23 protein-coding genes and 1 tRNA gene are annotated in these 23,239 nt (G+C 35.7%); 12 read left to right on the forward strand and 12 right to left on the reverse strand.

What is annotated here, in order from left to right; all coding sequences use genetic code 11:
* Window position 1: 1 nt before the first annotated feature.
* Entirely contained in the window at window positions 2-916 is a 915-nt protein-coding gene (porN, locus tag CLV55_RS08940) for a type IX secretion system ring subunit PorN/GldN (protein ID WP_112113420.1), read from the forward strand.
* A 65-nt stretch (window positions 917-981) separates the two neighbouring features.
* On the forward strand, window positions 982-2,049 hold the full coding sequence (locus CLV55_RS08945; RefSeq protein WP_112113421.1) for an NAD(P)/FAD-dependent oxidoreductase: 1,068 nt from the start codon (window positions 982-984) through the stop codon (window positions 2,047-2,049).
* On the opposite strand, the gene CLV55_RS08950 is transcribed toward CLV55_RS08945, so the two are convergent.
* Entirely contained in the window at window positions 2,012-2,398 is a 387-nt protein-coding gene (locus tag CLV55_RS08950) for a DUF983 domain-containing protein (RefSeq protein WP_112113423.1), read from the reverse strand. The genes CLV55_RS08945 and CLV55_RS08950 overlap by 38 nt on opposite strands.
* 66 nt (window positions 2,399-2,464) lie before the next feature.
* On the opposite strand from CLV55_RS08950, the gene CLV55_RS08955 reads away from it, so the two are divergent.
* Window positions 2,465-4,375 (forward strand): ABC-F family ATP-binding cassette domain-containing protein, encoded by a 1,911-nt coding sequence (locus tag CLV55_RS08955; protein ID WP_112113467.1) that lies wholly within the window; start codon window positions 2,465-2,467, stop codon window positions 4,373-4,375.
* Window positions 4,376-4,394: 19 nt separating this feature from the next.
* Here CLV55_RS08955 and CLV55_RS08960 read toward each other — a convergent pair whose 3' ends face one another.
* The 3 genes from CLV55_RS08960 to CLV55_RS08970 form a co-directional block, all read right to left on the reverse strand.
* The gene (locus CLV55_RS08960) at window positions 4,395-5,540 is read right to left on the reverse strand and encodes a GNAT family N-acetyltransferase (protein ID WP_112113424.1); all 1,146 of its coding nucleotides are present in this window, start codon (window positions 5,538-5,540) and stop codon (window positions 4,395-4,397) included.
* A gap of 51 nt (window positions 5,541-5,591) precedes the next feature.
* Entirely contained in the window at window positions 5,592-6,080 is a 489-nt protein-coding gene (locus CLV55_RS08965; protein WP_112113426.1) for a DUF1761 domain-containing protein, read from the reverse strand.
* 64 nt (window positions 6,081-6,144) lie between these two features.
* Window positions 6,145-6,591 carry a KTSC domain-containing protein gene (locus tag CLV55_RS08970; protein WP_112113427.1) on the reverse strand — a complete coding sequence of 149 codons (447 nt, stop codon included), beginning with the start codon at window positions 6,589-6,591 and terminating at the stop codon, window positions 6,145-6,147.
* Between the two features lie 103 nt (window positions 6,592-6,694).
* On the opposite strand from CLV55_RS08970, the gene CLV55_RS08975 reads away from it, so the two are divergent.
* Window positions 6,695-8,218, forward strand: coding sequence for a PKD domain-containing protein (locus tag CLV55_RS08975; RefSeq protein WP_211306490.1), 1,524 nt, complete (start codon window positions 6,695-6,697; stop codon window positions 8,216-8,218).
* 2 nt (window positions 8,219-8,220) lie between these two features.
* Here the strand turns inward: CLV55_RS08975 and CLV55_RS08980 are convergent, their stop codons facing one another.
* Together CLV55_RS08980 and CLV55_RS08985 are read right to left on the reverse strand one after the other, a co-directional pair.
* A complete protein-coding gene (locus CLV55_RS08980; protein ID WP_112113430.1) occupies window positions 8,221-8,463 on the reverse strand; it encodes a hypothetical protein in 243 nt (80 codons plus the stop codon).
* 1 nt (window position 8,464) lies between these two features.
* Window positions 8,465-9,232, reverse strand: coding sequence for a S1/P1 nuclease (locus CLV55_RS08985; protein WP_158527031.1), 768 nt, complete (start codon window positions 9,230-9,232; stop codon window positions 8,465-8,467).
* 211 nt (window positions 9,233-9,443) lie between these two features.
* Here CLV55_RS08985 and CLV55_RS08990 point away from each other — a divergent pair, with 211 nt between their 5' ends.
* Both CLV55_RS08990 and rpe read left to right on the forward strand, forming a co-directional pair.
* Window positions 9,444-10,307 carry a sigma-70 family RNA polymerase sigma factor gene (locus CLV55_RS08990; RefSeq protein ID WP_112113433.1) on the forward strand — a complete coding sequence of 288 codons (864 nt, stop codon included), beginning with the start codon at window positions 9,444-9,446 and terminating at the stop codon, window positions 10,305-10,307.
* Window positions 10,308-10,442: 135 nt separating this feature from the next.
* The gene (gene rpe / locus CLV55_RS08995; protein ID WP_112113435.1) at window positions 10,443-11,105 is read left to right on the forward strand and encodes a ribulose-phosphate 3-epimerase; all 663 of its coding nucleotides are present in this window, start codon (window positions 10,443-10,445) and stop codon (window positions 11,103-11,105) included.
* 27 nt (window positions 11,106-11,132) lie between these two features.
* On the opposite strand, the gene CLV55_RS09000 is transcribed toward rpe, so the two are convergent.
* The 3 genes from CLV55_RS09000 to CLV55_RS09010 form a co-directional block, all read right to left on the reverse strand.
* Window positions 11,133-11,552 (reverse strand): CBS domain-containing protein, encoded by a 420-nt coding sequence (locus CLV55_RS09000; protein ID WP_112113436.1) that lies wholly within the window; start codon window positions 11,550-11,552, stop codon window positions 11,133-11,135.
* A 369-nt stretch (window positions 11,553-11,921) separates the two neighbouring features.
* Entirely contained in the window at window positions 11,922-13,856 is a 1,935-nt protein-coding gene (locus tag CLV55_RS09005; protein WP_112113438.1) for a T9SS type A sorting domain-containing protein, read from the reverse strand.
* A 498-nt stretch (window positions 13,857-14,354) separates the two neighbouring features.
* Window positions 14,355-14,427 (reverse strand) — tRNA-Met (locus CLV55_RS09010).
* A gap of 118 nt (window positions 14,428-14,545) precedes the next feature.
* Between CLV55_RS09010 and era the strand changes: the two genes are divergently transcribed.
* Window positions 14,546-15,430, forward strand: coding sequence for a GTPase Era (gene era, locus CLV55_RS09015; RefSeq protein ID WP_112113439.1), 885 nt, complete (start codon window positions 14,546-14,548; stop codon window positions 15,428-15,430).
* Window positions 15,431-15,498: 68 nt separating this feature from the next.
* Here era and CLV55_RS09020 read toward each other — a convergent pair whose 3' ends face one another.
* Window positions 15,499-15,993: a hypothetical protein gene (locus tag CLV55_RS09020; protein ID WP_112113440.1), complete on the reverse strand. Its 495-nt coding sequence runs from the start codon at window positions 15,991-15,993 to the stop codon at window positions 15,499-15,501.
* A gap of 113 nt (window positions 15,994-16,106) precedes the next feature.
* Here CLV55_RS09020 and der point away from each other — a divergent pair, with 113 nt between their 5' ends.
* The 3 genes from der to CLV55_RS09035 all read left to right on the forward strand — a co-directional run bounded on the left by der (window position 16,107) and on the right by CLV55_RS09035 (window position 18,636).
* Window positions 16,107-17,417 (forward strand): ribosome biogenesis GTPase Der, encoded by a 1,311-nt coding sequence (der, locus tag CLV55_RS09025; RefSeq protein ID WP_112113442.1) that lies wholly within the window; start codon window positions 16,107-16,109, stop codon window positions 17,415-17,417.
* Between the two features lie 64 nt (window positions 17,418-17,481).
* A complete protein-coding gene (locus CLV55_RS09030; protein ID WP_112113443.1) occupies window positions 17,482-18,114 on the forward strand; it encodes a 7-carboxy-7-deazaguanine synthase QueE in 633 nt (210 codons plus the stop codon).
* 111 nt (window positions 18,115-18,225) lie between these two features.
* Window positions 18,226-18,636, forward strand: a complete 411-nt coding sequence (locus CLV55_RS09035) for a DUF2059 domain-containing protein (protein ID WP_112113445.1) — start codon at window positions 18,226-18,228, stop codon at window positions 18,634-18,636.
* 55 nt (window positions 18,637-18,691) lie between these two features.
* Here CLV55_RS09035 and CLV55_RS09040 read toward each other — a convergent pair whose 3' ends face one another.
* Window positions 18,692-19,408 carry a class I SAM-dependent methyltransferase gene (locus tag CLV55_RS09040; protein ID WP_112113447.1) on the reverse strand — a complete coding sequence of 239 codons (717 nt, stop codon included), beginning with the start codon at window positions 19,406-19,408 and terminating at the stop codon, window positions 18,692-18,694.
* Window positions 19,409-19,478: 70 nt separating this feature from the next.
* Here CLV55_RS09040 and CLV55_RS09045 point away from each other — a divergent pair, with 70 nt between their 5' ends.
* Entirely contained in the window at window positions 19,479-19,976 is a 498-nt protein-coding gene (locus CLV55_RS09045) for a YkgJ family cysteine cluster protein (protein WP_112113468.1), read from the forward strand.
* Window positions 19,977-20,233: 257 nt separating this feature from the next.
* Here the strand turns inward: CLV55_RS09045 and CLV55_RS09050 are convergent, their stop codons facing one another.
* Window positions 20,234-21,523, reverse strand: coding sequence for an exo-beta-N-acetylmuramidase NamZ family protein (locus CLV55_RS09050; RefSeq protein WP_112113449.1), 1,290 nt, complete (start codon window positions 21,521-21,523; stop codon window positions 20,234-20,236).
* Window positions 21,524-21,608: 85 nt separating this feature from the next.
* Between CLV55_RS09050 and CLV55_RS09055 the strand changes: the two genes are divergently transcribed.
* Entirely contained in the window at window positions 21,609-22,844 is a 1,236-nt protein-coding gene (locus CLV55_RS09055) for an ABC transporter permease (protein ID WP_112113452.1), read from the forward strand.
* Window positions 22,845-23,239: the final 395 nt, after the last annotated feature.

Here is a 23,239-nt window from a genome sequence, read left to right on the forward strand (position 1 = left end):
TATGAAATTGAAAAACTTTTTATTAGTTGTTTTGAGTGTTGTTGGAGTATATTCTACTTCTGCTCAATCTAATTTGTTGAACGCTAAAACACCAGCTGATATCGGAAAGAAGACAGCTGCTCAAATGGAGTCTGATAACGACAAGCCTTTGCCTTATGGGTATGTGCATGACAGAGATGTTTTGATGGGTAAAACAATATGGGAATTAGTAGATATAGATGAAAGAATTAACTTTCCATTATATTATCCTGTAGACACTGCTTTTGTGGGTAAAGATAGAAGATCTCTTTTTGCTGTTTTGTTGAAAGGTATCAAAGATGGTAAAATTACCGAAGTATATGGTGATGACTATTTTAATACCAAAAAAACTTTGAAAGACATGGAGAGTGTATTTAAGTTTAGAGATACAACAGCTGCAGGTATCGATGAATTTAATACAGATATTGCAGCTTATAAATCTGGAAAAAAAGTTCTTGATAAACAATTTATTAACGAAACTGAATTAGACGCTTCTGATATTACAGGGTATAAAATTAAAGGGTATTGGTATTTTGATAAACGTCAAAGTGAATTAAAATACAGAATGTTGGCAATATGTCCAATGGCGACTGAAGCACGTGATAAGGCTAAAGGAAATACTGATGCTATTGAATTATTTTGGGTATATTTCCCTTCAATAAGAGATATTCTTCACGAAGCCAAGTCCTTTAACGATCGAAATTCTGCAATGCCAATATCTTTTGACCATCTTTTAAATTCACGCCGTTTTAATGGGGTCATTTACAAAGAAGAAAATGTATACGGTGATAGACAAGTCGATCAATACATGAAAGATAATGCCCAAATGCAATTGTTAGAGTCAGAACGAATCAAAGAAAAAATTCGTAATTTTGAACAAGACATGTGGAATTACTAATTAAAGTTTTCAATTAAAATAAAAAAAACTCTTACCTTTGGTAGGAGTTTTTTTTATTTCTACTTATGTATGATTATCTAATCATTGGTGGTGGGCTAGCTGGGATTTCTTTCTGTGAACAAGCCTTAAATAAAGGTAAATCCGTTTTAGTTCTATCTGATTCTTCTCAAAATTCTTCTGTTATTGCTGGGGGATTGTATAATCCCGTTATCTTAAAACGATTTAGCGAAGTTTGGAAAGCTTCCGATCAATTGGAACTTTTGTATCCATTTTATCAAGCATTAGAGCAAAAGGTGTCGCAAAAGCTTATAAACCCCATTCCGCTTTGGCGTAAATTTTACTCCGTAGAGGAACAAAACAATTGGTTTATTGCAGCCGATAAACCTAATCTCGCCCCTTTTTTAGATGCTAATTTAATTCACACTACATTATCTTCTATTGAGTCGCCTTATGCCTATGGACATGTAATGCATACCGGTTATGTAGATACGGGTTTGTTATTGGAGTCGTATAAAGCATACTTGAAAATGCAACAATGTTTCCGTGAAGAAACCTTTGCATACGATTTGTTAGAGCATCACGATGAATATATTGTTTACAAAGATATTCGAGCCAAAAACATTGTTTTTGCTGAAGGATTTGGATTACTGTCCAATCCCTACTTTAATACACTACCATTAGATGGAACCAAAGGGGAAGTTTTGGTTATTCATGCACCCAAATTACAACTCGAAGTGATTGTTAAATCCTCAATTTTTATCATGCCTATCGGAAAGGATTACTATAAAGTAGGCGCTACCTATAATTGGGTTGATAAAACAAATATTCCTACTCTTGAAGCAAAAAACGAACTTCTTACTCAATTGAAAGAGTTAATACAATGTGATTTTACTTTAGTAGAGCACTTGGCTGGTGTCCGTCCCACTGTAAAAGATCGACGTCCATTAGTGGGAAGACATCCCTTATATAAAAATATGTTTATTCTAAATGGTTTAGGAACCCGAGGAGTCATGCTTGCTCCTGCTATGGCACGGGATCTTTTTAATTATATCGAAAACGATGTGCCCTTAGACCCATATATTGATATCAAGAGAGTTAAGCGTTTTGTTTCCAGTTTTTGTCATAACGGATAAACATGTTTATATAAATATTTCGCGCTAGTCTCGCTGTAATTGGCATCAATAGAAGGATTCCTACAATTATTCCTATAAAAGAGTTTAAGATGTCTTGGTTAAGAAAAACATGTAAAATGATAAAAATAGCTACGCCAAAGGCTACAGTAAGACCATAGCTGACATACATTGCTCCATAAAAAAAAGAGGGTTCTATTTTATATTGTGTATGACAATGACTACATGTATCATGCATTTTGTATAAAGTTGTCAGTTTGTATGGGTTTTTGACTTCATACATGCTTTCTTCATTACATTTTGGACAAGTTCCTGTTAAAATACTATATAATGTGCTTCCTTTTTTTAACATTTGCAAAAATTTTCTGCAAAGGTAATTCATACGAAAGTTTTTAATGTAACAATTGTAACAAATAATATGCTAAATATTCATAATTTATCCGTTTCTTTTGGAGGTTCTTTCTTGTTTGAAGAAGTTACCTTTCGTCTCGGTGCAGGAGATCGTGTAGGTCTTGTAGGAAAAAATGGTGCAGGTAAATCGACTATGCTTAAAATATTAGCTGGCGACTTGAAACCCGATTCAGGACAGATTGCAACAGAGAAAGAAATAAAAATTGGATTTTTAAGACAAGATATTGATTTCATTCAAGGGAGAACTGTTTTAGAGGAAGCGTATGAAGCTTTTTATGAAATTAAAGCGGTTGAAAAAAAGTTAGAGCACATCAATCATCAGTTGGTTTCTCGAACCGATTACGAAAGTGAAGCGTATCATCAAATTATTGAAGATTTATCGGATTATACCCATCGTTTTGAACTTTTAGGAGGATATAATTATGTAGGAGACATTGAGAAAATATTACTAGGTCTTGGTTTTAAACGTGAAGATTTTAATAATTTGACCGATACTTTTTCAGGAGGATGGCGCATGCGCATTGAATTGGCAAAATTACTGTTGCAATCCAATGATATTTTATTACTCGATGAGCCTACAAACCATTTAGATATAGAGAGTATCATTTGGTTGGAAGGGTTTTTACGAAATTTTCCTGGCGTAGTGGTAATTGTTTCTCACGATAAAATGTTTTTAGATCATGTGACTAACAGAACTATTGAAATATCTTTGGGGAAAGCCTACGATTTTAATAAGCCCTACACCCAATATTTAGAATTGCGTAATGAAATACGCGAAAAGCAATTGGCCACTCAAAAGAATCAAGCCAAAAAAATAGAAGAAACGGAAAAATTAATTGAAAAATTCAGAGCCAAAGCTTCTAAAGCTTCTATGGCGCAATCCTTAATTAAAAAATTAGACAAAGTAGAACGCATTGAAGTCGATGAAGACGATACATCGGTCATGAATATTTCGTTTCCTTTGTCTAAAGAACCAGGCCGTGTGGTTGTAGAGATTGATCATTTGACCAAAGCCTATGGTTCAAAAATGATTTTGAAAGACATTAGTTTGCTTGTGGAACGCGGTAGCAAAATAGCTTTTGTTGGACAAAACGGACAAGGAAAATCTACGCTTATCAAAGCGATTGTCAATGAGTTTGAATATGAAGGAACGATAAAGCTAGGACATAACGTGCAACTGGGCTATTTTGCACAAAATCAGGCGGAATATTTAGATGGAGAGAAGACCTTACTTGATACCATGCTCGAAGCAGCTTTAGACACCAATCGTTCTAAGGTAAGGGATATGTTGGGTGCCTTTTTATTTCGTGGCGATGATGTTGATAAAAAAGTTAAAGTGCTCTCAGGTGGTGAACGAAACCGATTAGCGTTGTGTAAACTCCTATTACAACCCATCAACGTGCTGGTTATGGATGAGCCTACCAATCACTTGGATATTAAATCTAAAAACGTTTTGAAGGCCGCTTTACAAAAATTTGAAGGAACGTTGTTGTTGGTTTCTCACGACCGTGATTTCTTACAGGGCATGTCTAATATTGTTTACGAATTTAAAGATCAAAAAATCAAAGAATATTTAGGGGACATCAACTTTTTCTTGGAACAACGCAATCTTCAAAACATGCGTGAAGTAGAGAAAAAAGAAGTGGTTAAAAAAGAAGCGCCAAAAGAAGTAACAAAGTTGTCTTACGAAGACCAAAAGAAGACAAAAACGCTTCAGAATCGTATCAGTAAAATTGAGAGTCAAATCAAACAGCTCGAAAATGATATTCAAAATGACGATAAGGCATTAGCTTCTAATTATGATAAGCATATCGAAGATGCTTCGTTTTTTACAGCATACAATAAGAAAAAACAAGAGTTAGACGCGCTATTGGAAGAATGGGAAAAAGTACAAATGGAATTGGATACCCTAAATTGATTGCATGATGCCATGCTTCTTATTTAAAAGGATGCCTTCTTTGCCATTCAATATTGGGTTCTAGTTTTTTAAAGAATCGATCAAGATATTTGTTAATCCAGCGGGTGTTGTGGTAAATAAAACCAGACATCGTAACTGGTATGGCTCCAATAGAGCTTTTTATTTCTAGAGCGGTACGACCAAAAATGATTCTTTCGAATTTATTTTCAATACCAAATTCAGCCATATTATAAAGCATGTTCAAATAGAGCATGTTTTCTTTTTGTACTTGAGGGTCATAGCCAAGAAAATAGGTTTCCAATACTTTGTCATTGAGCAAGATGGTATGGAATCCGACGAGTTTGCCTTCTAGTAAATAACCATACAATTTGAAATGATCAAGGCATTGGTTTTTAAGAGTGGAGAAATGATTTTTAGCTAGGAAAAACGTGTTGAAGGGAGCATTTTTTGCCACATAATGATACAAGTCATAAAGCGTGGTTTCATGTTCAATAATTTCTTCGTGTGTTAATTCTTTAACCTGAACTTCGCTACATTTTTTACGGGCTCGTTTGTATTGGTCTCTATATTTTTTTGAAAAGGCATTGATATAATCATTTCTATCCTGCCAAAGAGGAGCGACATACAAGACCATATTGGGTTGCGAACTATACTCAAATAGCGAAGAAAAACTGTTTTTTTTCAACTCTTTAGCACAATCTTCATAAAAATCTTTGAACGAAACGAGGTGTATCTTGATATTTTGATGCTTGAAATACTGTGTGATTTCTCGTGCACTTTCCATGAGTATGGAACTTAGTGCTTCAAAATCGATTTCTTTTGAAAAAGTATACCCATTTTGCCCCGTAATCATGTTGTTTCCTAAGAACAGCGTATGTGAACCAAAGTTTCTAAAAATGATATTTCTAATCCAGGTTTTAAAACACTTATCTCGTTCGCCAAAAGATTCTAGTTTGTTTAAATCAAGATATTGAGCCAGAGAAACACCAATAAGTTCAACGTCTTCATAAATAGCAATATAAAAACATTGCATGTTTACGGGAGCTGATTTTTCGAGAACTTCCAAATACTTTTTTTGAAGAAAGACGTTTCTATAGGCTACCGTGTCCCAATTATTTGGGAGGGTATCAGTGTGATTATATATTTTAAAGGAAAGTTTTTTCATAAAAAAAATCGCCCGCAAATGTAGGGCGATTTTACTATAAATAAATGTTAATTATTTCCAACCACACACAATGGCTCCCATGAGGGTCATAATCACAGTCCAATAGCCCGCCGAAATAGCAATGTATTTCCATGATTTATGTTCGAAAAGCCCTTTTATAGCTACAATAGGTAAGGCAATAAAGAGTCCTGACATAAATCCGTGTAAAGCGCCATGTTTAAAAGTTCTAAAAGCATCTCCGTAATCATGCATAAAGGCCGCATAGGATGGCAGCGCCGAATCAATAAATTTTGGACCTCCAATCATTCCCAAGGCGCCCATTTGATGAATGGTTAGAGCAGGCATGATAAAAGCGAGCATCAGCGAATACACAAACGTGAGTCCGAAGATTTTAATCATATTTCCACTTTTGGCTTTTTCTTCGGTCATTCCAGATTCTTTCATCCAAATTGTACCGAAAACCTTAGGATTATACCAAATAAATCCTACCACAAAACTTGAGAGTGCAGCAACAAAAACTGCTAAAAAATTAAATTCCATATTTGTTATTTTCTTGGTTAGTATAACAAATATATAAAAAAGCTTTCAAAAATTAAGTAAAAAATTAATCCTCGGTTCCTTCGCTAGTTTTTCGGTAGATATAATTCCCATAAATATGGCGTTTAGCAAAACGATTGGGAGATTCCGCATGAATCATTTTGATATAAATGTTTTTTGGCACCCCAATATATTCATAGGACATGCCATTAAGATAGGAAACGAACAAGGTTTGTTTTTCAAGGTAGAAATCTAGTATTGAATAGGTGTTGATCGTTTCTTGATATTCTGGCAAGTTTTTTTCAACAGTTTTTTGAGCAATACTTACCAAAAAATGGTAGGCGTTTATAATTTCTTTACTTCGTTCTTCGGCAGCTTGTTTTGAGACTTCATCATCAATAAATTTATCTGGATGGTTGTCTTTCATCGTATTGCGATAGATGGTTTTCAATTCTTTCAAAGTAACGTTTTTGTCTACGTTAAGCAATTTTCGGTATTCTACAACTCTTTTCATATTATTTTTTAAGAAGGTGCAAAGCTATCATTATTTGCTCTTTTTTCGTTTAAAATAGAATATAAGTTTGTAAAATAATCAAAATGGTATAAAAACTATATATTTGTATGATAATCAAGACATGAATATGAAAAAAGGAACCTTTTTACTGCTTTTTATGCTCTCTTTTGTGGTTGGGCTGGCACAAGACTACCGCTATACTAAAACGCTTTTTCCTTCATCAACTGCGATACCCAATGTGGTGTATGGCACGGCTCCCTTTATTGATGGGCCGCTTTACACTATGGAAGAAAGTACCACGACACAAAATTTAGTCATGGATATTTTTAAGCCCACAGGCGATACATTTAGTTTGCGTCCAGCTATTATTATGGCTCATTCTGGGGGTTTTTTAACAGGAAATCGAAATGTAAACGACATGATGGCGTTGTGCGATTCGTTAGCTAGAAAAGGATATGTCACCGCCACTATAGATTACCGCCAAGGCTTTAGCTTGGTTGAGAATGTCGTTTTACATTCTACTAGAGCTGTATACAGAGGACTTCAGGATGGACGCTCGGCTGTGCGATTTCTTCGTGCTCATGCTTCAGAGTATGGGATTGACCCAACAAAAATTTACTTTGTAGGAAGTAGTGCAGGAAGTTTTATTGCTCTTCATTCTATCTATTTGGATACGCCTGCCGAAAAACCTGCGCTTACGGGTACCAATACGTATACGAATGTCACATATCCGTTTACGCACACCGCTCCCGATTTAGGGCCTTTGGATATTGGTCAAAATCTAACATTCAATGGCAAACCCGATGCAGTAGTGAGCATGTGGGGGGCTATTGAAACTACCGATTTGATCACCCCAGATAATAACACCCCCGTTTTGTTAATTCATGGAGAAGCCGATACTACTGTGCCTTTCAATACGGGAAGTCCTTTTGGCTATAGTTCGCTTCCTCAATCACAAGGGAGCAACATCATCAATACAAAATTAGATGCTCTAGGTTTTACCAATAAAGAGACCTATTTTGTTGCGGGGCAAAATCATGAATTTTATGGAACTACCAATGGAACTTGGAGTAATGGTACAGGAGGAAATAGTTATTATCCTATTGTCTTCAATAAAATTGTACAATTTTTGTGGAAACGTCACAAACCTTTAGCGAATTTTGATTGGACTCCCAATAATTTATCGGCAACGTTTACTGATACCAGTACAGGCAGTTTGGCTTGGTGGTGGGATTTTGGTGATGGAACTTATAGTAATGACCCACAGCCTACTCACGTCTATGCCACAGCAGGGGATTATACGGTGAAATTGTACGTTGAAAACAATATTAAAAGTTGGGATGAAATTACCAAAACCGTTACGGTCTCTAATTTAGCCACATCAAGTTATGCATTGAAAGATTTTACAATAGCTCCCAATCCAACGTCAGGATGGATTCGTATTCATTCAAATGAGGCGATGTCTCATTTAGCGTGCCAAGTGACGGATATTACAGGGAAAATTATTATGAGACAAATAGTTTCTGATTCAAGTATGATAGACCTCACAGCTTTATCTCAAGGAATGTATGTTGTTACCTTAACTTCGGACGAAAGTTCGAAAACATTTAAAATAGTAAAACAATAAACTTAAACGTTTAAAATTGAGATGATGCCCCATGCGATGAAGGAAAACAGCATTAAGAGAAAAACGCATCCCGACCCTCGAGTGGTTTTTTGATACACTTTGTTATAAGCATATTTTTTGGGATTAGTCAACCAACCATAGCCTCTTGGGGCTTTTAATCCTAGTTGGTTTTGAACGATTCTTTTTACAGAAGTACGCGCTGCAATTCGTTTGGTTAGGGAAGGCGTTCTAAATCCGAATTTCATCTTATTTGGGTTCTTGTGAGAAAATTGTTTTTAATAGTTCTGCCAATCGAATGCCTGCCACTTGAAGTTGTTGTTTGATGAGTCCTTCATTTGTTGTGATGTACGCTTCGGATGGAGCATTTCCATTTAGCGAATAAATCTGGGTTAAGTGACTTCTGGATTCTTTAGCCCAATCGAGCACCGAACCTTTATTCATTTTTTCTATATCATCCTTAGTGTATACGTGGTATTTTAAGCAATGTTTTAGCTTTATGTTTTGTGCTTCAATAATGCCATAGTCAAACAATCCGTGTAAATCCATTTTTTTGTCTAAGTATTTCAAATGAATGCTGTTGCCTCCTTTATCGCTGCCATAGCCTACATGAAGCGGTTGGTGCAAATCGCCCATCAAGTGAAATAAATAACACAATTCCATTTTTACCGTAGCTTTGGGGAGTGTTGGGTATTTTTTTAATGTTTCAATCGTTTGAGATAAACGATAAATAATATTGTCGCAACACGTATCTTTTACCCGTTCGTTTTTCTCAAAATTGACATAATGCCACGGTTTTAAATGGTCATAACTATGGTCTTTTTTGATCGCATCCATCCAATTGGCCGCTTCTTCAATAGACATCCCGTCTAAGTATTGAAGAATTATTTTTCGTGTTTTTCGATCCAAATTTTTAAACGCGATTTCGGCTACAATACGATGTCCTTTCTCTCCCCAAGCAAAAGTGTGAAGTGGCAAAAAAGCAAATGCTACAATAAAAACCAACATTTTTTTCATTTTTGAAAACATTTAAAAAACACTTCGAAAGTATAAAATTAATGCGCATGAAGGGATTATTTTTGCTTAAGATTTAGCTAATAAATTGTGGTATTTGAAGAGAAACCTTGAAATCAATTTTTAAGCAAATAAAAATATATTTTTCTGTAACTTTTTTACTTTTCTGTTCGTATAACAAGCCGAACACTTTTATGTTAATATAAAAAAACAAATGAGACAGCTCAAAATCACCAAGCAGGTTACCAATCGTGAAACCGCATCCCTAGACAAATACCTACAAGAAATTGGAAAAGTTGATCTAATCACCGCTGATGAAGAGGTAGAGTTAGCGCAACGCATTAAAGCTGGAGATCAACGCGCTTTAGAAAAATTAACCAAAGCCAATCTACGTTTCGTAGTTTCGGTGGCGAAACAATACCAAAATCAAGGATTAACATTGCCCGATTTAATTAATGAAGGAAATTTAGGTTTGATTAAAGCCGCACAACGTTTTGATGAAACACGCGGATTCAAATTTATTTCCTACGCTGTATGGTGGATTCGTCAATCTATTTTACAAGCCTTAGCTGAACAATCGCGTATCGTTCGTTTGCCACTTAATAAAATTGGATCTATTAACAAAATCAACAAAATGTATGCGTTATTAGAACAATCGAATGAGCGTCCACCTTCAGCTGAAGAAATTGCAAAAGAGCTTGATATGACGGTAAACGATGTGAAGGAATCTATGAAAAATTCCGGACGTCACTTGTCGATGGATGCGCCCTTAGTAGAAGGAGAAGATTCTAACTTATACGATGTATTACGTTCTGGAGAATCACCCAATCCAGACCGAGATTTAATTCATGAGTCGCTCCGTACAGAGATTGAACGTTCTTTAGAAACCTTGACACCGAGAGAAGCAGACGTGGTGCGTTTGTATTTTGGTTTAGGAGACCAACATCCGATGACTTTGGAAGAGATAGGAGAGACATTCGATTTAACCCGTGAGCGTGTGCGTCAAATTAAAGAAAAAGCCATCCGTAGATTAAAACATACGTCTAGAAGTAAAATATTAAAAACCTATTTAGGATAATCCCAATATAGGAATCCTTACAACAGTATCATTACTGTTCGTTTTTGATTGATGATTGAACTCCGGTTGATTGCCGGAGTTTTATTTTTATCACAAAGGCAAAATTTTTACCTTTGCCAAAACAACACGCTCACAATGAAAAACACTCTTATCGCACCTTCAGTACTAGCAGCCGATTTTGCCAATTTACAACGAGATATCGAAATGATTAATCAATCGCAAGCTGATTGGTTTCATATTGATATTATGGACGGGGTGTTTGTGCCCAACATCTCTTTTGGAATGCCTGTACTCGATTCGATTCGAAAACATGCACAAAAACCTTTAGATGTTCATTTAATGATAATTGACCCTGATCGGTATATTAAAACTTTTGCGCAATTGGGCGCTTCGGTTTTGACGGTGCATTATGAAGCCTGTACGCATCTTCATCGCACTCTGCAAGCGATTAAAGCTGAGGGTATGCTAGCCGGTGTGGCTTTAAATCCTCATACTTCAGTAGGTTTGTTGGAAGATGTGATACGTGATATTGATTTAGTGTGTTTGATGAGTGTCAACCCTGGTTTTGGGGGGCAGTCTTTTATAGAAAATACGTATTCAAAGGTTGCCAAACTGAAAGAGATGATTGTGAAGCATAATGCCCCTTCACGTATCGAAATTGATGGAGGAGTTACGCAGCACAATGCAGCACAACTTGTTGCAGCAGGTGCCGACGTCCTCGTGGCGGGAAGTTTTATTTTTAATGCTTCGCAACCAATAGAAACCATAGCACAATTAAAGGCGTTACCAACACCATAATCGAAATGCTCCCAAGAGGAGCATTTTTTAGTATTGGTCAATCAAATATTTAATTAAATCGGTTGTAGTTACGATGCCTACTAATAACTCGTCTTCCACTACAGGAAGCGCATGAAACTCCTTACTTGCCAATATTTCGGATACTTCTCTTATTGTTGTTTCAGGAGATACTTTTACTAAGTTTCGCGCCATAACTTGCTCTACCGAAAACATATTGTATACCGTTACATCAATATCGGTCTCGTCTTCATATACAGCATCAGCAAAAGAAATGCGCAACAAATCGGTATAGCTCAACATGCCTACGATTTTGTTGCCATTTACCACAGGAATGTGTCTGATGTGATGTTTTTTAAATAGATGTTCCGCTTTGGTTAAATCATCAGATAAATTTAACTTGATAACATGTTTGGTCATAATTGTTGACACGGGGACTTTCTGTTTCATACCTCAAGAATTTGTAGTTAATATATTTCGTTTTGCCTAGTGTGTCTCAATCTAGTACAAAACGCTTTTCGTTCGAATAGACACTAAAATTACAAATAGATAGGCTCAATAAACATGATATTAATCAGTCTTGAAACAAAGATAGTATACAACCCTTCAACTATTGGTCCGAAAATTTCAAATCAACCCGTTGCACAAACTTATTAAAAACGTCAAATCGAGTTTTTTCTGTAGCGTATCACAACAAAAAAAGTATCGAGAAACTTTTTTAATAAATTTTTTCACGTTCTCGATACTATTTTCTATTGAAAATCACTCGAAGAGACGAAAAGTATCATCAAAAACGAATGACCATCATGGGACTAAGCCTTATTCTTTTACAATTTTGAATACCTGGCTGTTACTGTTTGAAGTTACTTTTACAAAATAAATTCCTGATGAAATTGCCGAGACATCAACTGTTTGAGTCGTTGCATTTGCAGGGAATTCCAAAACACGTTGCCCTGCTAAGGTATAGAGGGTGATGTGTTCTATGATAAATGGGCTTTCAATAGTGAAGCGTTCTTTCACAGGATTGGGAGAGAAGCTCATGCTGTTCTGTTCAAATGTGGAACTGTTTAGTACAAGATGAACAGTAACTGGCAAACGGGTCGTACTTTCATACCCTCCAATTTTTTGCGTAGCATAGTAGGTGGTATTGTCTACCAATGGAGTGTTCATAGGCAAAGCACTCATGACCATGTTACCGCCAGCAAAATTTCCTGTGCTGGTAGCATACCACTGAATGTTTTGTCCTGAAAGTTGTATGTCGGCAAGAGTAGCGCCTGGACTAAAAAATTGAGACGTATTTCCAGTAGGAGCAGGGGTTCCAGTGAGGTTTACTTCAATATTTGTAAGTACTGTAGGATTACAACTGTTATTTCCTATACCATCATAAATCGTCAAGGTATGCATGCCTAAAGAGACGTTTGAAAAAACAGGACTAGTTTGAACAGGGCTATCATCCAATTGATAGGAATAAATGCCATACCCTTCAATATTTACAGTTAGTGTTTGATTTCCTCCATTATTAACAATAGTGTAACCAATACCTATGGGACTTGCTGGCCCCGATTGAAATACGATATAATTTGAAGAAGTAAGTCCGCAACCCGAGAAACTAGTTAAATTTACCTGAAAATCAGCTTGTGAAGTTCCTTGAAAACCTGTGGGTATGGTGTAAGTAGCATTTGTGGCGCCTGAAATAGGTGTTCCATTCAAATACCATTGATAGGTATAAAAGGGAGTACTTTGTGTTAGGTAATTAGTCGTATTTATTACTGACAATACTCCTCCGTTTAGCACTTCATGGGTAGTATAATCCACACAGATTGTGTTAGTATTACTTGCAATCATTGGTGTTGGTACTTGTTCAATAGTCGTATGAAAACTTGCGATGGTATAGCAACCCGATTGAGTGTTTGTAACTCGAAACCAAATGTCATGAGTAAACGTTTGATACGTTGTAGGATTCGAAATTGCATTAAAATTATTTTCTGCACTCATTTGATTGTTGTAAAAGGATACGGTACAATTGGAGTCATTATTTGTTATACTTGGAATTAAGGCGTTTAAATTGTAAGTTAAATACCCATCATTAGTGCCGTCAACATCACATTCTACAAAATCAGGTGGGGTATTAATTACGGGTTTAGGTGCCACAAAAACCGTCATAGTTACATTCATAGCGCATTGATTGGTGCTTGGGGTAAACAAAAAGGTATTGGCGCCTGGAATGCTTGTATCAATAGTCGTTGGTGACCAAGTTCCAGTAACGGAATTAGTTGAAGTAAGAGGCAAGGTTGGTGCGGCATCTCCTTGACATAAAGAGGCTATTGAAGAGAATGTTGGTGCAATAGGGTTTTGAACCATTAAAGCAAAAACACCGATAGCATTTTGTGTTGAACCGTTAAGTACAATTTTAACGTAAATTACTTGTTGGTTGCTCACATTGGTATAAGCACTAGGATTAGAAATAGGGTTGATTCCCGCACTTGCATTGGCTTGCGATAAAAAATAACTCACCGTATAATTGGAAGCAGGCGCACTTTGAGCCGCTAAAATGAGTGGCGTTTGTACGGTTAAATCAAAGACCGCAAACCCATCATAGTTGGTGTCACACATCGTGAGATTGTTTAAGCTGGGCATGGTAGGATTGGTAGTAGCCTTTAAAATAACATTGTTTATAAGGTGGGGTCTATCGGGAGCTCCCCATACCAAGTTTCCTGCTAAAAATAAGCTTATACATAAAGTAGTAATTTTCATAGTATAACGATTTGAAACACAAAACTAAACAAAAAAACAATAGGTTGTGTTTTTTTAGTAAATGATAGAGAACCAAAACATTTGTAAAGACGATTTTAAAGGTTCCTGCGGACGCTTTGTTTATGTCTTCAGGGCCAGGTCGAAAAACGACCGCAGTCATTTAAGGATTCGACCGCGGTCGTTTTGTAATTTGACCGCGGTCACTTTTTAAAATGACCGCGGTCGTTTAATAAGGTTTTTAGGAACTTTTTTGTGGTTGTTCTTTATCGTTGAAGATGTTGTTTATGAGTAATAAATGAAAATAAAGTACTCCCATTTCTATTTTAAGGTTATCTCCTGCTTTTGTTGCTAAAAAATTCACAATGCAGATTCGTAAATTTTAAAAATATTTAGGATAGAAATAATTTGTGGTGAATTTGCAATTCAACCCCGCAGCCTTTAATAGTTTGTATGGAGTGAGCATAAAAAAAGCCACTCATTTCCGAATGGCTTGTTTAGTAGCGGGAACAGGACTCGAACCTGTGACCTTCGGGTTATGAGCCCGACGAGCTGCCTACTGCTCTATCCCGCGATGTTTCGAGTGCAAATATACAACGATTATTGATTCGTGCAACAAAAAATTAAAAAAATCTTTTAGTATTACTATTCGCTTGATATAACTACCTTTGCCGGAAATAAAAAATAGAAAAATGTTGCATAAAGCCGGTTTTGTAAACATTATTGGAAATCCAAATGTGGGAAAGTCAACCTTAATGAATGCTTTTGTAGGAGAACGATTGTCAATCATCACCTCAAAAGCACAAACAACCCGTCATCGAATTCTCGGAATTGTCAATGGTGACGATTTTCAGGTGGTTTTGTCTGATACTCCAGGAATCATCAAGCCAGCTTATGAAATGCAAAAGTCTATGATGGATTTTGTAAAATCCGCTTTTGAAGATGCCGATGTACTCATTTACATGGTTGAAATTGGCGAAAAAGAATTGAAAGATGAAGCGTTTTTCAATAAAATCATTCATGCTCCTGTTCCTGTATTGTTGTTATTGAATAAAATTGACAAGTCCGATCAAACTCAACTGGAGGAGCAAGTGAGCTTGTGGCAAGAAAAAGTACCCAATGCAGAAATTTATCCCATATCTGCTTTAGAGAATTTTAATGTGACTCCTGTTTTTGAGCGCATCTTAGAATTATTACCAGAGTCGCCTGCCTATTATCCTAAAGATGCTTTAACCGATAAACCGGAACGCTTTTTTGTTAACGAAACCATAAGGGAAAAAATTCTATTGAACTACGATAAAGAAATCCCTTATGCTGTTGAAATTGAAACCGAAGAATTTCTTGAAGACGAGAAAATCATTAGAATTCGTACGGTAATCATGGTAGAACGCGACACCCAGAAAGGCATTATCATTGGGCACAAAGGTGCTGCTTTAAAACGGGTAGGCATTCAATCCCGTGAGAATCTAGAAAAATTCTTTGGCAAACAAATCCATTTAGAATTGTTTGTGAAAGTCAATAAAGATTGGCGTAACAACCAATACCAATTGCGTCGTTTTGGGTATAACCAAAAATAGAACAACCCGTAAACACGATTGCATACTATTTGTCCTAATGTCTGTAGGGGCTATAATTTGTCGTGTTTTTAATCAATAATTTTCAAAAACAAACGCATCAATTCCATAATTTGATGCCGACCGTTGTAGCGAATTTGTTTGGCGATAAAATACAACAAGAACCACACGACTACCATAAGTCCCGCTACAATTAAATCATTTGTGGCAGGATTTTTAAGCATCCAATCGGAGCAAGCAAACATGGCAAACACCAAAAAGATTCCCGCTACAATAAAATGCAAAAACATAAAGAAGGTCCACACGGTTTGGTCAGGGCCAAAAAGACATTTGATGTGCGTGGTTTTGTCTTCGTTTTCAAACAGTTCGATATGTAAATGAGGCGAGTAATAGCGTCTTTTAGCAAGAATAATGAACAAAAAGATGTGGTGTCCTGAAATTTTTACTCGATAGTCTTCTCGTACGTCCTCTTTAAGTTGTGTCGCATGTTCGAGGATTTGCTCTATTGAAAGGGGTACCTCTTTGTGAAATCGAGGTCGTAATACGATAGTATTGTCTAATTCCATAGTGAAATAAAGGGTTTAGTTACAAGATATTGTGAAAAAAACAGCAATACCCTGTGACTAAAGTATAAAAAAATAAAATTAGTAGTACCTTTGCAACTTATTTTAGAATGATTATGAACAATATTGTTGCGATAGTTGGAAGACCAAATGTAGGGAAATCCACTTTTTTTAATAGACTCATTCAGCGCAGAGAGGCTATAGTAGATTCGGTGAGTGGGGTAACGCGTGATAGGAATTATGGTAAAAGTGAATGGAATGGGAAAGAATTTTCTGTCATAGATACAGGAGGGTATATCAAAGGATCGGATGATATTTTTGAAGGAGAGATTAGAAAACAAGTAGAATTGGCTATTGATGAAGCCGATGCTATCGTTTTTTTGGTAGATGTGGAAGAAGGCATAACGCCAATGGATGAAGAGGTTGCCAAATTGTTACGTAAAGTGACCAAGCCCGTGTTGTTAGCTGTTAATAAAGTAGACAACGCTATGCGTGAAAAAGACGCGATAGAGTTTTATAACTTAGGTTTGGGCGAATATTTCACCATTGCAGGAATGAGTGGAAGCGGAACGGGTGAGTTGTTGGATAAATTGGTAGAGGTTTTACCAGAGTTACCCGAAATTGAAGAAGAAGCTGAAGCATTGCCTCGTTTTTGCGTGGTGGGACGTCCCAATGCAGGGAAGTCTTCATTCATAAATGCATTAATAGGAGAAGATCGTTATATTGTAACGGATATTGCAGGAACTACAAGAGACGCCATTGATACTCGATACAATCGTTTTGGTTTCGAGTTTAATTTGGTCGACACAGCTGGAATTCGAAGAAAAGCCAAAGTCAAAGAAGATTTGGAGTTTTATTCTGTAATGCGTTCCATCAGAGCCATCGAGCATAGTGATGTGTGTATTCTTATGATTGATGCAACGAGAGGTTTTGAAAGTCAAGATCAAAATATTTTTTGGTTGGCCGAAAAAAACCGAAAAGGCATCGTGATTTTGGTAAATAAATGGGATTTGGTCGAAAAAGATACGATGTCAACGAAGCAGTATGAAGCTAAAATAAGAGAACAAATTCAACCCTTTACCGATGTGCCTATTTTGTTTGTTTCTGCATTGACGAAACAACGTTTACTAAAAGCACTAGAGACAACGGTTCATGTGTTTGAAAGTAGAAAACAACGGGTACCAACTTCCAAATTTAACGACCATATGTTGCGAATCATTGAAAATTTTCCGCCACCTGCCATTAAAGGGAAGTATGTGAAAATTAAGTATTGCATGCAGTTGCCTACACCGGTACCTCAATTTGTTTTTTTTGCCAATCTGCCTCAATATGTAAAAGAACCATACAAGCGTTTTTTAGAAAATAAAATCAGAGAAAACTGGGATTATTCGGGAGTTCCTATCGATATTTATATTAGAGAAAAATAACCGAATGAACTTCTCTTAAGGTTAAAAAATAGGTTTTTATAAACCTGCAAAAAAAGAAAAGACAATGCTTACAAAAGAAATACAAATTGCTGTTGAAAAGGGAACTTTTTTGCCATTAATGGAGGAGTTCTATACCATTCAAGGCGAAGGGTATTATACAGGAACTGCGGCTTATTTTATTAGAATTGGAGGCTGTGATGTAGGTTGTCACTGGTGTGATGTGAAAGAAAGTTGGAATGCAGCTCTACATCCACCCACTGCGATTGAAACTATTGTTGACCATGCCAAAGCTTTGGCCGATACCGTAGTAGTTACTGGAGGAGAACCCCTCACATGGGATATGAATCCTTTAACGGATTTGCTCAAAACGGCAGGGCTTCGCGTGCATATTGAAACGTCAGGATGTTATGATGTCACAGGAACATGGGATTGGTTTTGTCTTTCTCCAAAAAAGAACAAACTACCCGTCGCTAGTGCTTATGAAATTGCCGATGAACTTAAAATGATTATTTACAACAAGCATGATTTTATCTTTGCTGAGGAACAAGCGGCTAAAGTAAATCCGAATGCGCGACTTTATTTGCAACCCGAATGGAGTAAAAAAGAAGAAATGACGCCGTTGATTGTGGATTATGTAATGAAACATCCAAAATGGAAAGTTTCGTTGCAAACGCACAAGTATTTGAATATTCCTTGATGTGAAATTGTAACAAAACACCACGCTTCACTACTAATAAAAAAAATTGCTACTCTTGTTGTAACAATAAAATAAAACGATACTTTTATAAAAATTTAAAAACAAAACAAAATGAAAAAACTTATTTTAACTTTTGCCTTCCTAGTAGTAGCACAATATGGTTTCTCACAGGCTGTAGATGAGGCATTCAAGAAAGATGTAATGCGTGTTATTGAAAGAAGTGGTGCAGGTGGGCAAATGGCATCAGCTAAAAAACAAATTTTATCAATGATACCTGAGGCTAAACAAGCGGCATTTTTAGTAGAATTCGATGCATTACTACCAAAAATCTATGAAACTACAGCCAAAATCTATATGGAAGAGTATACAAAAGAAGACATCAAGGCGATGTTGGCTTTTTATGATAGTCCAGTAGGAAAAAAAATGGCCGATAAAGCGGAAACGATTGCTAGTAAATCTCAAGAAGCGATGATGTCATTACAAGGTGATATTCAAGCATTGGTAATGAAATACATGCAATAATTGTTTTGAATTTGAAATCAAGTCCCAAATAACACTGTTGTTTGGGATTTTTTATTTAATACAATCGTGCCAAATAATCAAAATGATCGCCCTCTTCCATTAATTCGCATTGCAAACCATTGGCAAAAGCTGCATTTTGAAGCGAATTGTAATCTAAATACAACCACGGAAAAGGTACTTCGGTTTGGTTTTTGTATGAAATGGTAAAGGTGAGTTCGCCGTAATACCCATGCGCTGGAATCCACTTGGAACCGTCTACATCTTCATCGAACATATAAATGATGTCGGAAGAATCGATAAGAATCTGTCCGTTTGGAGTGAGTAGGCTTTTTAATTTTTGCAAATAACGCGATGTTTTAGGTAATGTTTCAAAAATTCCTGTACCATTCATTAATAAAAGAATAGTGTCAAACTTGTCATTTGAATGCAAATTAGAATCCATATCTAAAATATTTTGCACTTTAGCTTTTTTTAAACCTCGAAGTTGGCAGGCTTGAATGGCATTTTCAGAGATGTCAATAGGAGTGACTTCGAGTTTCTTCTCGTTTTGCAAATACAAACTATGACTTCCAGCACCACATCCAACATCAAGAATTTTTCCTTTGGATAGTTGTAGTGCCTTTTTTTCGAGTTTAGGCATTTCGTTGTAACTACGAAAAAGATACGCTACATCCATGTCATCAGCCTCCGAAATGTTGGTCTCAGTAACTAGAGGCATAGGATTATTATTAGTTTGATAGTCAAGTATGGCTTTTCCGAAAAGATCTTTCATAAAAAGTTTAAAAGGGTTATGGTTTTTAGCGTTTAAAAGTTATTTAAATTTGCAAGAGAAAACAAAAGAAATGTTAAAGCCACAAGTAAACGAACTCCAAAAGCTTGCCAAAGATAAGCATAACGAAAACAAAAAGTATTTCGATAAGCTCAAAAAAAAAGCGCCCAAGAATTTGGATTATGTTATGCAAGATTTACATGAAGCCGAATTTAAAAAAACCAATTGTTTAGAATGTGCCAATTGCTGTAAAACAACGGGACCATTATTTACTACAGCCGATATTGAACGGATTTCAAAACATTTCAAGCAAAAACCCCAACAATTTATAGCGCAATATTTACGAATAGATGAAGAGAATGATTATGTCTTACAAAGTGTTCCTTGTACGTTTTTAGAAGCAGATAACAAATGTTTTATCTATGATGTGCGTCCCAAAGCCTGTAGAGAATTTCCCCACACCGACAGAAAAAAGTTTCAACAAATAGCCAATTTGACGTTGAAGAATATCGAAATTTGCCCTGCTGCTTATAATATTGTAGAGGAAATGAAGAAAAGAATATCATTATAAATTATTCACACCTGAATTCAATTATTCATTTGAAGAGGCTGTTTTAATAAAATAAACAACTCCAAATATGACAAATAGTATTCCAAACAGAAAAGAAAACGTACTGATTGGATGACCTAATTTAGTAGTAAATCCGAATCCACCCAATCCAATTCCTAATACTACAGAAAGTAAACTTAATAATACTTTTACAGTTCTTTTTTTTATTTAAATTTTCTTTAGTCTTTTTCTATGTTCTCTTTTCTCTTTTCTATATTCTACTCATAAATCAAATACTTCTTCCTCATGTCTTTAAAATCATTGAGGTCTTTCTCCCAAGATGCTCTAATTTCCGTTTCAGAAATACCTTGCTCTATTTGCTGTTGCAGTTTTTTTGTACCCGCCAATTTGGTAAAGAAATTAGTAAAGAATTTCGATTTATCGGAAGTCGTGTTATAAGCCTTAATCAGCCATTTTAATTCTAATTTATTAACTTTTTTAATAGAAGTAAGATTTTCACCATAGCACAATTGGTTTTTATAAACTGGGTCTTTGGCGCCAAAATTAGGAATCGGCGTAAAACTGAAGTCACTTTTTGGTAAAAATGGTGAACCGTATATTTGAAACTGCATTTCAGTTCCACGTCCCACGCTCACATTTGTTCCTTCAAATAAGCACAAACTCGGATAAAGATTTACAGCTTGGTCATTGGGTAAATTTGGCGAAGGTTTCACAGGCAAGCTATACGCCATAGTTCTTCTGTAATTCAAACATGGAATAACTGTCAAATTACAAGAAATCCCATTATTCAACCATTTTTCACCATTAATCATTTGAGCATATTCCCCAATAGTCATCCCATGAAGTAAAGGAATAGGGTGCATGCCCACAAAACTGCTAAATTCTTTTTCCAGAAGGGGTCCGTCAACAATTCCTCCATTTGGATTGGGTCGGTCCAAAACAATAAGCGGAATGTTGTTTTCTGCACATGCTTCCATAATATAATGCAAAGAAGAGATATAGGTGTAAAACCGCGCACCCACATCTTGTAAATCAAAAACCATTACCTCGATGCCAGCCAATTGTTCAGGTTTTGGTTTTTTGTTGTTTCCATATAACGATATAATAGGTAATCCAGTTTTGGTGTCTTTTCCATCAACCACATGTTCCCCTGCATCGGCGGTACCACGAAAACCATGCTCTGGAGCGAAGATTTTTTGAATTTTGATGTTTTTCTCTATTAAAAAATCGACAAGATGAATGATTGGAGTAATATTTTTTGCTATTATTTTACCATTTGGTAGTGTATCAAGTTTTTGATAATTTTCTAAAATTCCTGACGGATTTGTTATAACTCCAACTTTTTTATTTTTCAATAATGATAAATATGAAGTATAATTTTCTGCTCCACTATTAAATATAGTAGAAGTTTTAAAATCACGAGAATAAACAATTGATTCTAAATCCTCACCTTTTCTACTTTCATTGCTAATTTTCGGTTTATTAACCTGACTTTTACATGAAGTAATAATTAAAAGCAACAATCCAATTTTAATACTATATTTCATAAAATAATTTTTAATCTGTGAAAATCTGTGTAATCAGTGGCGAAAAACTTTGTGTATCTTTGTAACGAATTCAAAAATAAACGAATTGAATCTAGAATATTTCATCGCCAAACGCCTTATTACTGCTAAAGACCATAAAAGTAGTATATCTGCTCCAATAATAAAAATTGCAATTATTGCAATTGCGTTGGGGATGATTATGATGATTGTGTCGATAGGAACAGGTATTGGTTTGCAACAAAAAATTAGACAAAAAATAGCCGCGTTTAATGGGCATATCATTATTTCAAACTACAATGGAAACGCATCCGATGTAAGTGTAGATCCTATTTCAATACATCAAAAGTTTTATCCTAAGTTTAAAACGGTAGAAGGCATAAAACACATACAAGCCGTTGCTACCAAAACGGGAATAATCAGAACACCAACCGCATTTGAAGGAATTGTTTTTAAAGGTGTGGGAAAAGATTACGATTGGGAAGCTGTTTCGGAATATCTAATTCAAGGAAGAATGCCCAATGTAAAACAAGATTTAAATAATGAAATTGTTATTTCTGAATACTTAGCCAATCGCCTTCAGTTAAGATTAGGAGCTTCTTTTAATACTTTTTTTCTGAGTGAATTCAATGATAAGCTTCCCAAAAGCAGGAGATTTAAAATAGTTGGAATTTATAACTCAGGATTGCAAGAGTTTGATGCTTCTTATATAATAGGGGATATTAGACATATTCAAAAAATCAACAAATGGCGTCCCGATCAAATTGGGGCTTTTGAGGTTTTTGTGGATGATTTTTCTAAAATCACAGAAAAGGGAGAGGCGGTATACGCTGAGACGGCGTCTATTTTAAACTCCCAAACCATAGTGGAAAAATTTAGCTATATTTTCGATTGGCTAAAATTATTTGATACCAATATACTTGTTATACTCATTATCATGATAGTTGTATCTACTATTAATATGGTTGTCGCGCTTTTAGTCATTATTTTAGAACGCACCCAAATGATAGGAATTCTTAAATCTATTGGAGCATCCAATTGGAGCATCCGAAAAATATTTTTATACAATGCCTCGTATATTATTTTGAAAGGATTGCTCTGGGGAAACGGCATTGGTCTTGGAATGTTGTTCGTTCAAAAATATTTTGGTGTTGTAAAATTAAATCCAGAGAGTTACTATGTTTCGGTGGCCCCTGTGACTATAAATGTCGAGTATTTTGTATTGCTTAATATAGGAACCATGGTTGTTTGTTTGCTTGTTTTGTTAATTCCTTCCTATATAATAACTAAGATCTCTCCATCCCAATCTATTCGTTTCGATTAATTAGAAGCCCAAACGGTTGTTTATTGTGATGATTGTAATTCCCGCTTTTCGCGCTACGAGGTAGCTAGCTTCAATCGGGGCTAAGGGCGGTCTATGGGAGTAGAATATACTAGAGTGGTACACGTTTTGATTCAATAGTCGTTGGATTAAAAAAAACTTTAGCGACAACCTTCATAAAATCAGCTGATTAAAAAATACTTTAAAAAAAGGTTGTTAAAAGATTTGTCAGAATGGAAAAGAGGATTAGTTTTGCACCCGCAAAGAAGTTCACGGAAGCTTATTAATGGATAAGAAAGAAGCGAATAGAAAAAGGCGAAGTTCATTAAAAAGATTGTTAAAAAAAACTTTAAAAAAGATTTGTGAGATTAGATAAAGGTATTATCTTTGCAGTCCGC

Origin of the sequence: Flavobacterium aciduliphilum (assembly GCF_003268855.1) — a bacterium.
Classification (GTDB): Bacteria; Bacteroidota; Bacteroidia; order Flavobacteriales; family Flavobacteriaceae; genus Flavobacterium; species Flavobacterium aciduliphilum.

Bases quoted from the DNA above. Each gene is read 5' to 3' on its own strand.
- porN (WP_112113420.1), top strand. From the start codon at position 2: ATGAAATTGAAAAACTTTTTATTAGTTGTTTTGAGTGTTGTTGGAGTA.
- CLV55_RS08945 (WP_112113421.1), top strand. From the start codon at position 982: ATGTATGATTATCTAATCATTGGTGGTGGGCTAGCTGGGATTTCTTTC.
- CLV55_RS08950 (WP_112113423.1), bottom strand. From the start codon at position 2,398: ATGTTAAAAAAAGGAAGCACATTATATAGTATTTTAACAGGAACTTGT.
- CLV55_RS08955 (WP_112113467.1), top strand. From the start codon at position 2,465: ATGCTAAATATTCATAATTTATCCGTTTCTTTTGGAGGTTCTTTCTTG.
- CLV55_RS08960 (WP_112113424.1), bottom strand. From the start codon at position 5,540: ATGAAAAAACTTTCCTTTAAAATATATAATCACACTGATACCCTCCCA.
- CLV55_RS08965 (WP_112113426.1), bottom strand. From the start codon at position 6,080: ATGGAATTTAATTTTTTAGCAGTTTTTGTTGCTGCACTCTCAAGTTTT.
- CLV55_RS08970 (WP_112113427.1), bottom strand. From the start codon at position 6,591: ATGAAAAGAGTTGTAGAATACCGAAAATTGCTTAACGTAGACAAAAAC.
- CLV55_RS08980 (WP_112113430.1), bottom strand. From the start codon at position 8,463: ATGAAATTCGGATTTAGAACGCCTTCCCTAACCAAACGAATTGCAGCG.
- CLV55_RS08985 (WP_158527031.1), bottom strand. From the start codon at position 9,232: ATGAAAAAAATGTTGGTTTTTATTGTAGCATTTGCTTTTTTGCCACTT.
- CLV55_RS08990 (WP_112113433.1), top strand. From the start codon at position 9,444: ATGAGACAGCTCAAAATCACCAAGCAGGTTACCAATCGTGAAACCGCA.
- rpe (WP_112113435.1), top strand. From the start codon at position 10,443: ATGAAAAACACTCTTATCGCACCTTCAGTACTAGCAGCCGATTTTGCC.
- CLV55_RS09000 (WP_112113436.1), bottom strand. From the start codon at position 11,552: ATGAAACAGAAAGTCCCCGTGTCAACAATTATGACCAAACATGTTATC.
- CLV55_RS09005 (WP_112113438.1), bottom strand. From the start codon at position 13,856: ATGAAAATTACTACTTTATGTATAAGCTTATTTTTAGCAGGAAACTTG.
- era (WP_112113439.1), top strand. From the start codon at position 14,546: ATGTTGCATAAAGCCGGTTTTGTAAACATTATTGGAAATCCAAATGTG.
- CLV55_RS09020 (WP_112113440.1), bottom strand. From the start codon at position 15,993: ATGGAATTAGACAATACTATCGTATTACGACCTCGATTTCACAAAGAG.
- der (WP_112113442.1), top strand. From the start codon at position 16,107: ATGAACAATATTGTTGCGATAGTTGGAAGACCAAATGTAGGGAAATCC.
- CLV55_RS09030 (WP_112113443.1), top strand. From the start codon at position 17,482: ATGCTTACAAAAGAAATACAAATTGCTGTTGAAAAGGGAACTTTTTTG.
- CLV55_RS09035 (WP_112113445.1), top strand. From the start codon at position 18,226: ATGAAAAAACTTATTTTAACTTTTGCCTTCCTAGTAGTAGCACAATAT.
- CLV55_RS09040 (WP_112113447.1), bottom strand. From the start codon at position 19,408: ATGAAAGATCTTTTCGGAAAAGCCATACTTGACTATCAAACTAATAAT.
- CLV55_RS09045 (WP_112113468.1), top strand. From the start codon at position 19,479: ATGTTAAAGCCACAAGTAAACGAACTCCAAAAGCTTGCCAAAGATAAG.
- CLV55_RS09050 (WP_112113449.1), bottom strand. From the start codon at position 21,523: ATGAAATATAGTATTAAAATTGGATTGTTGCTTTTAATTATTACTTCA.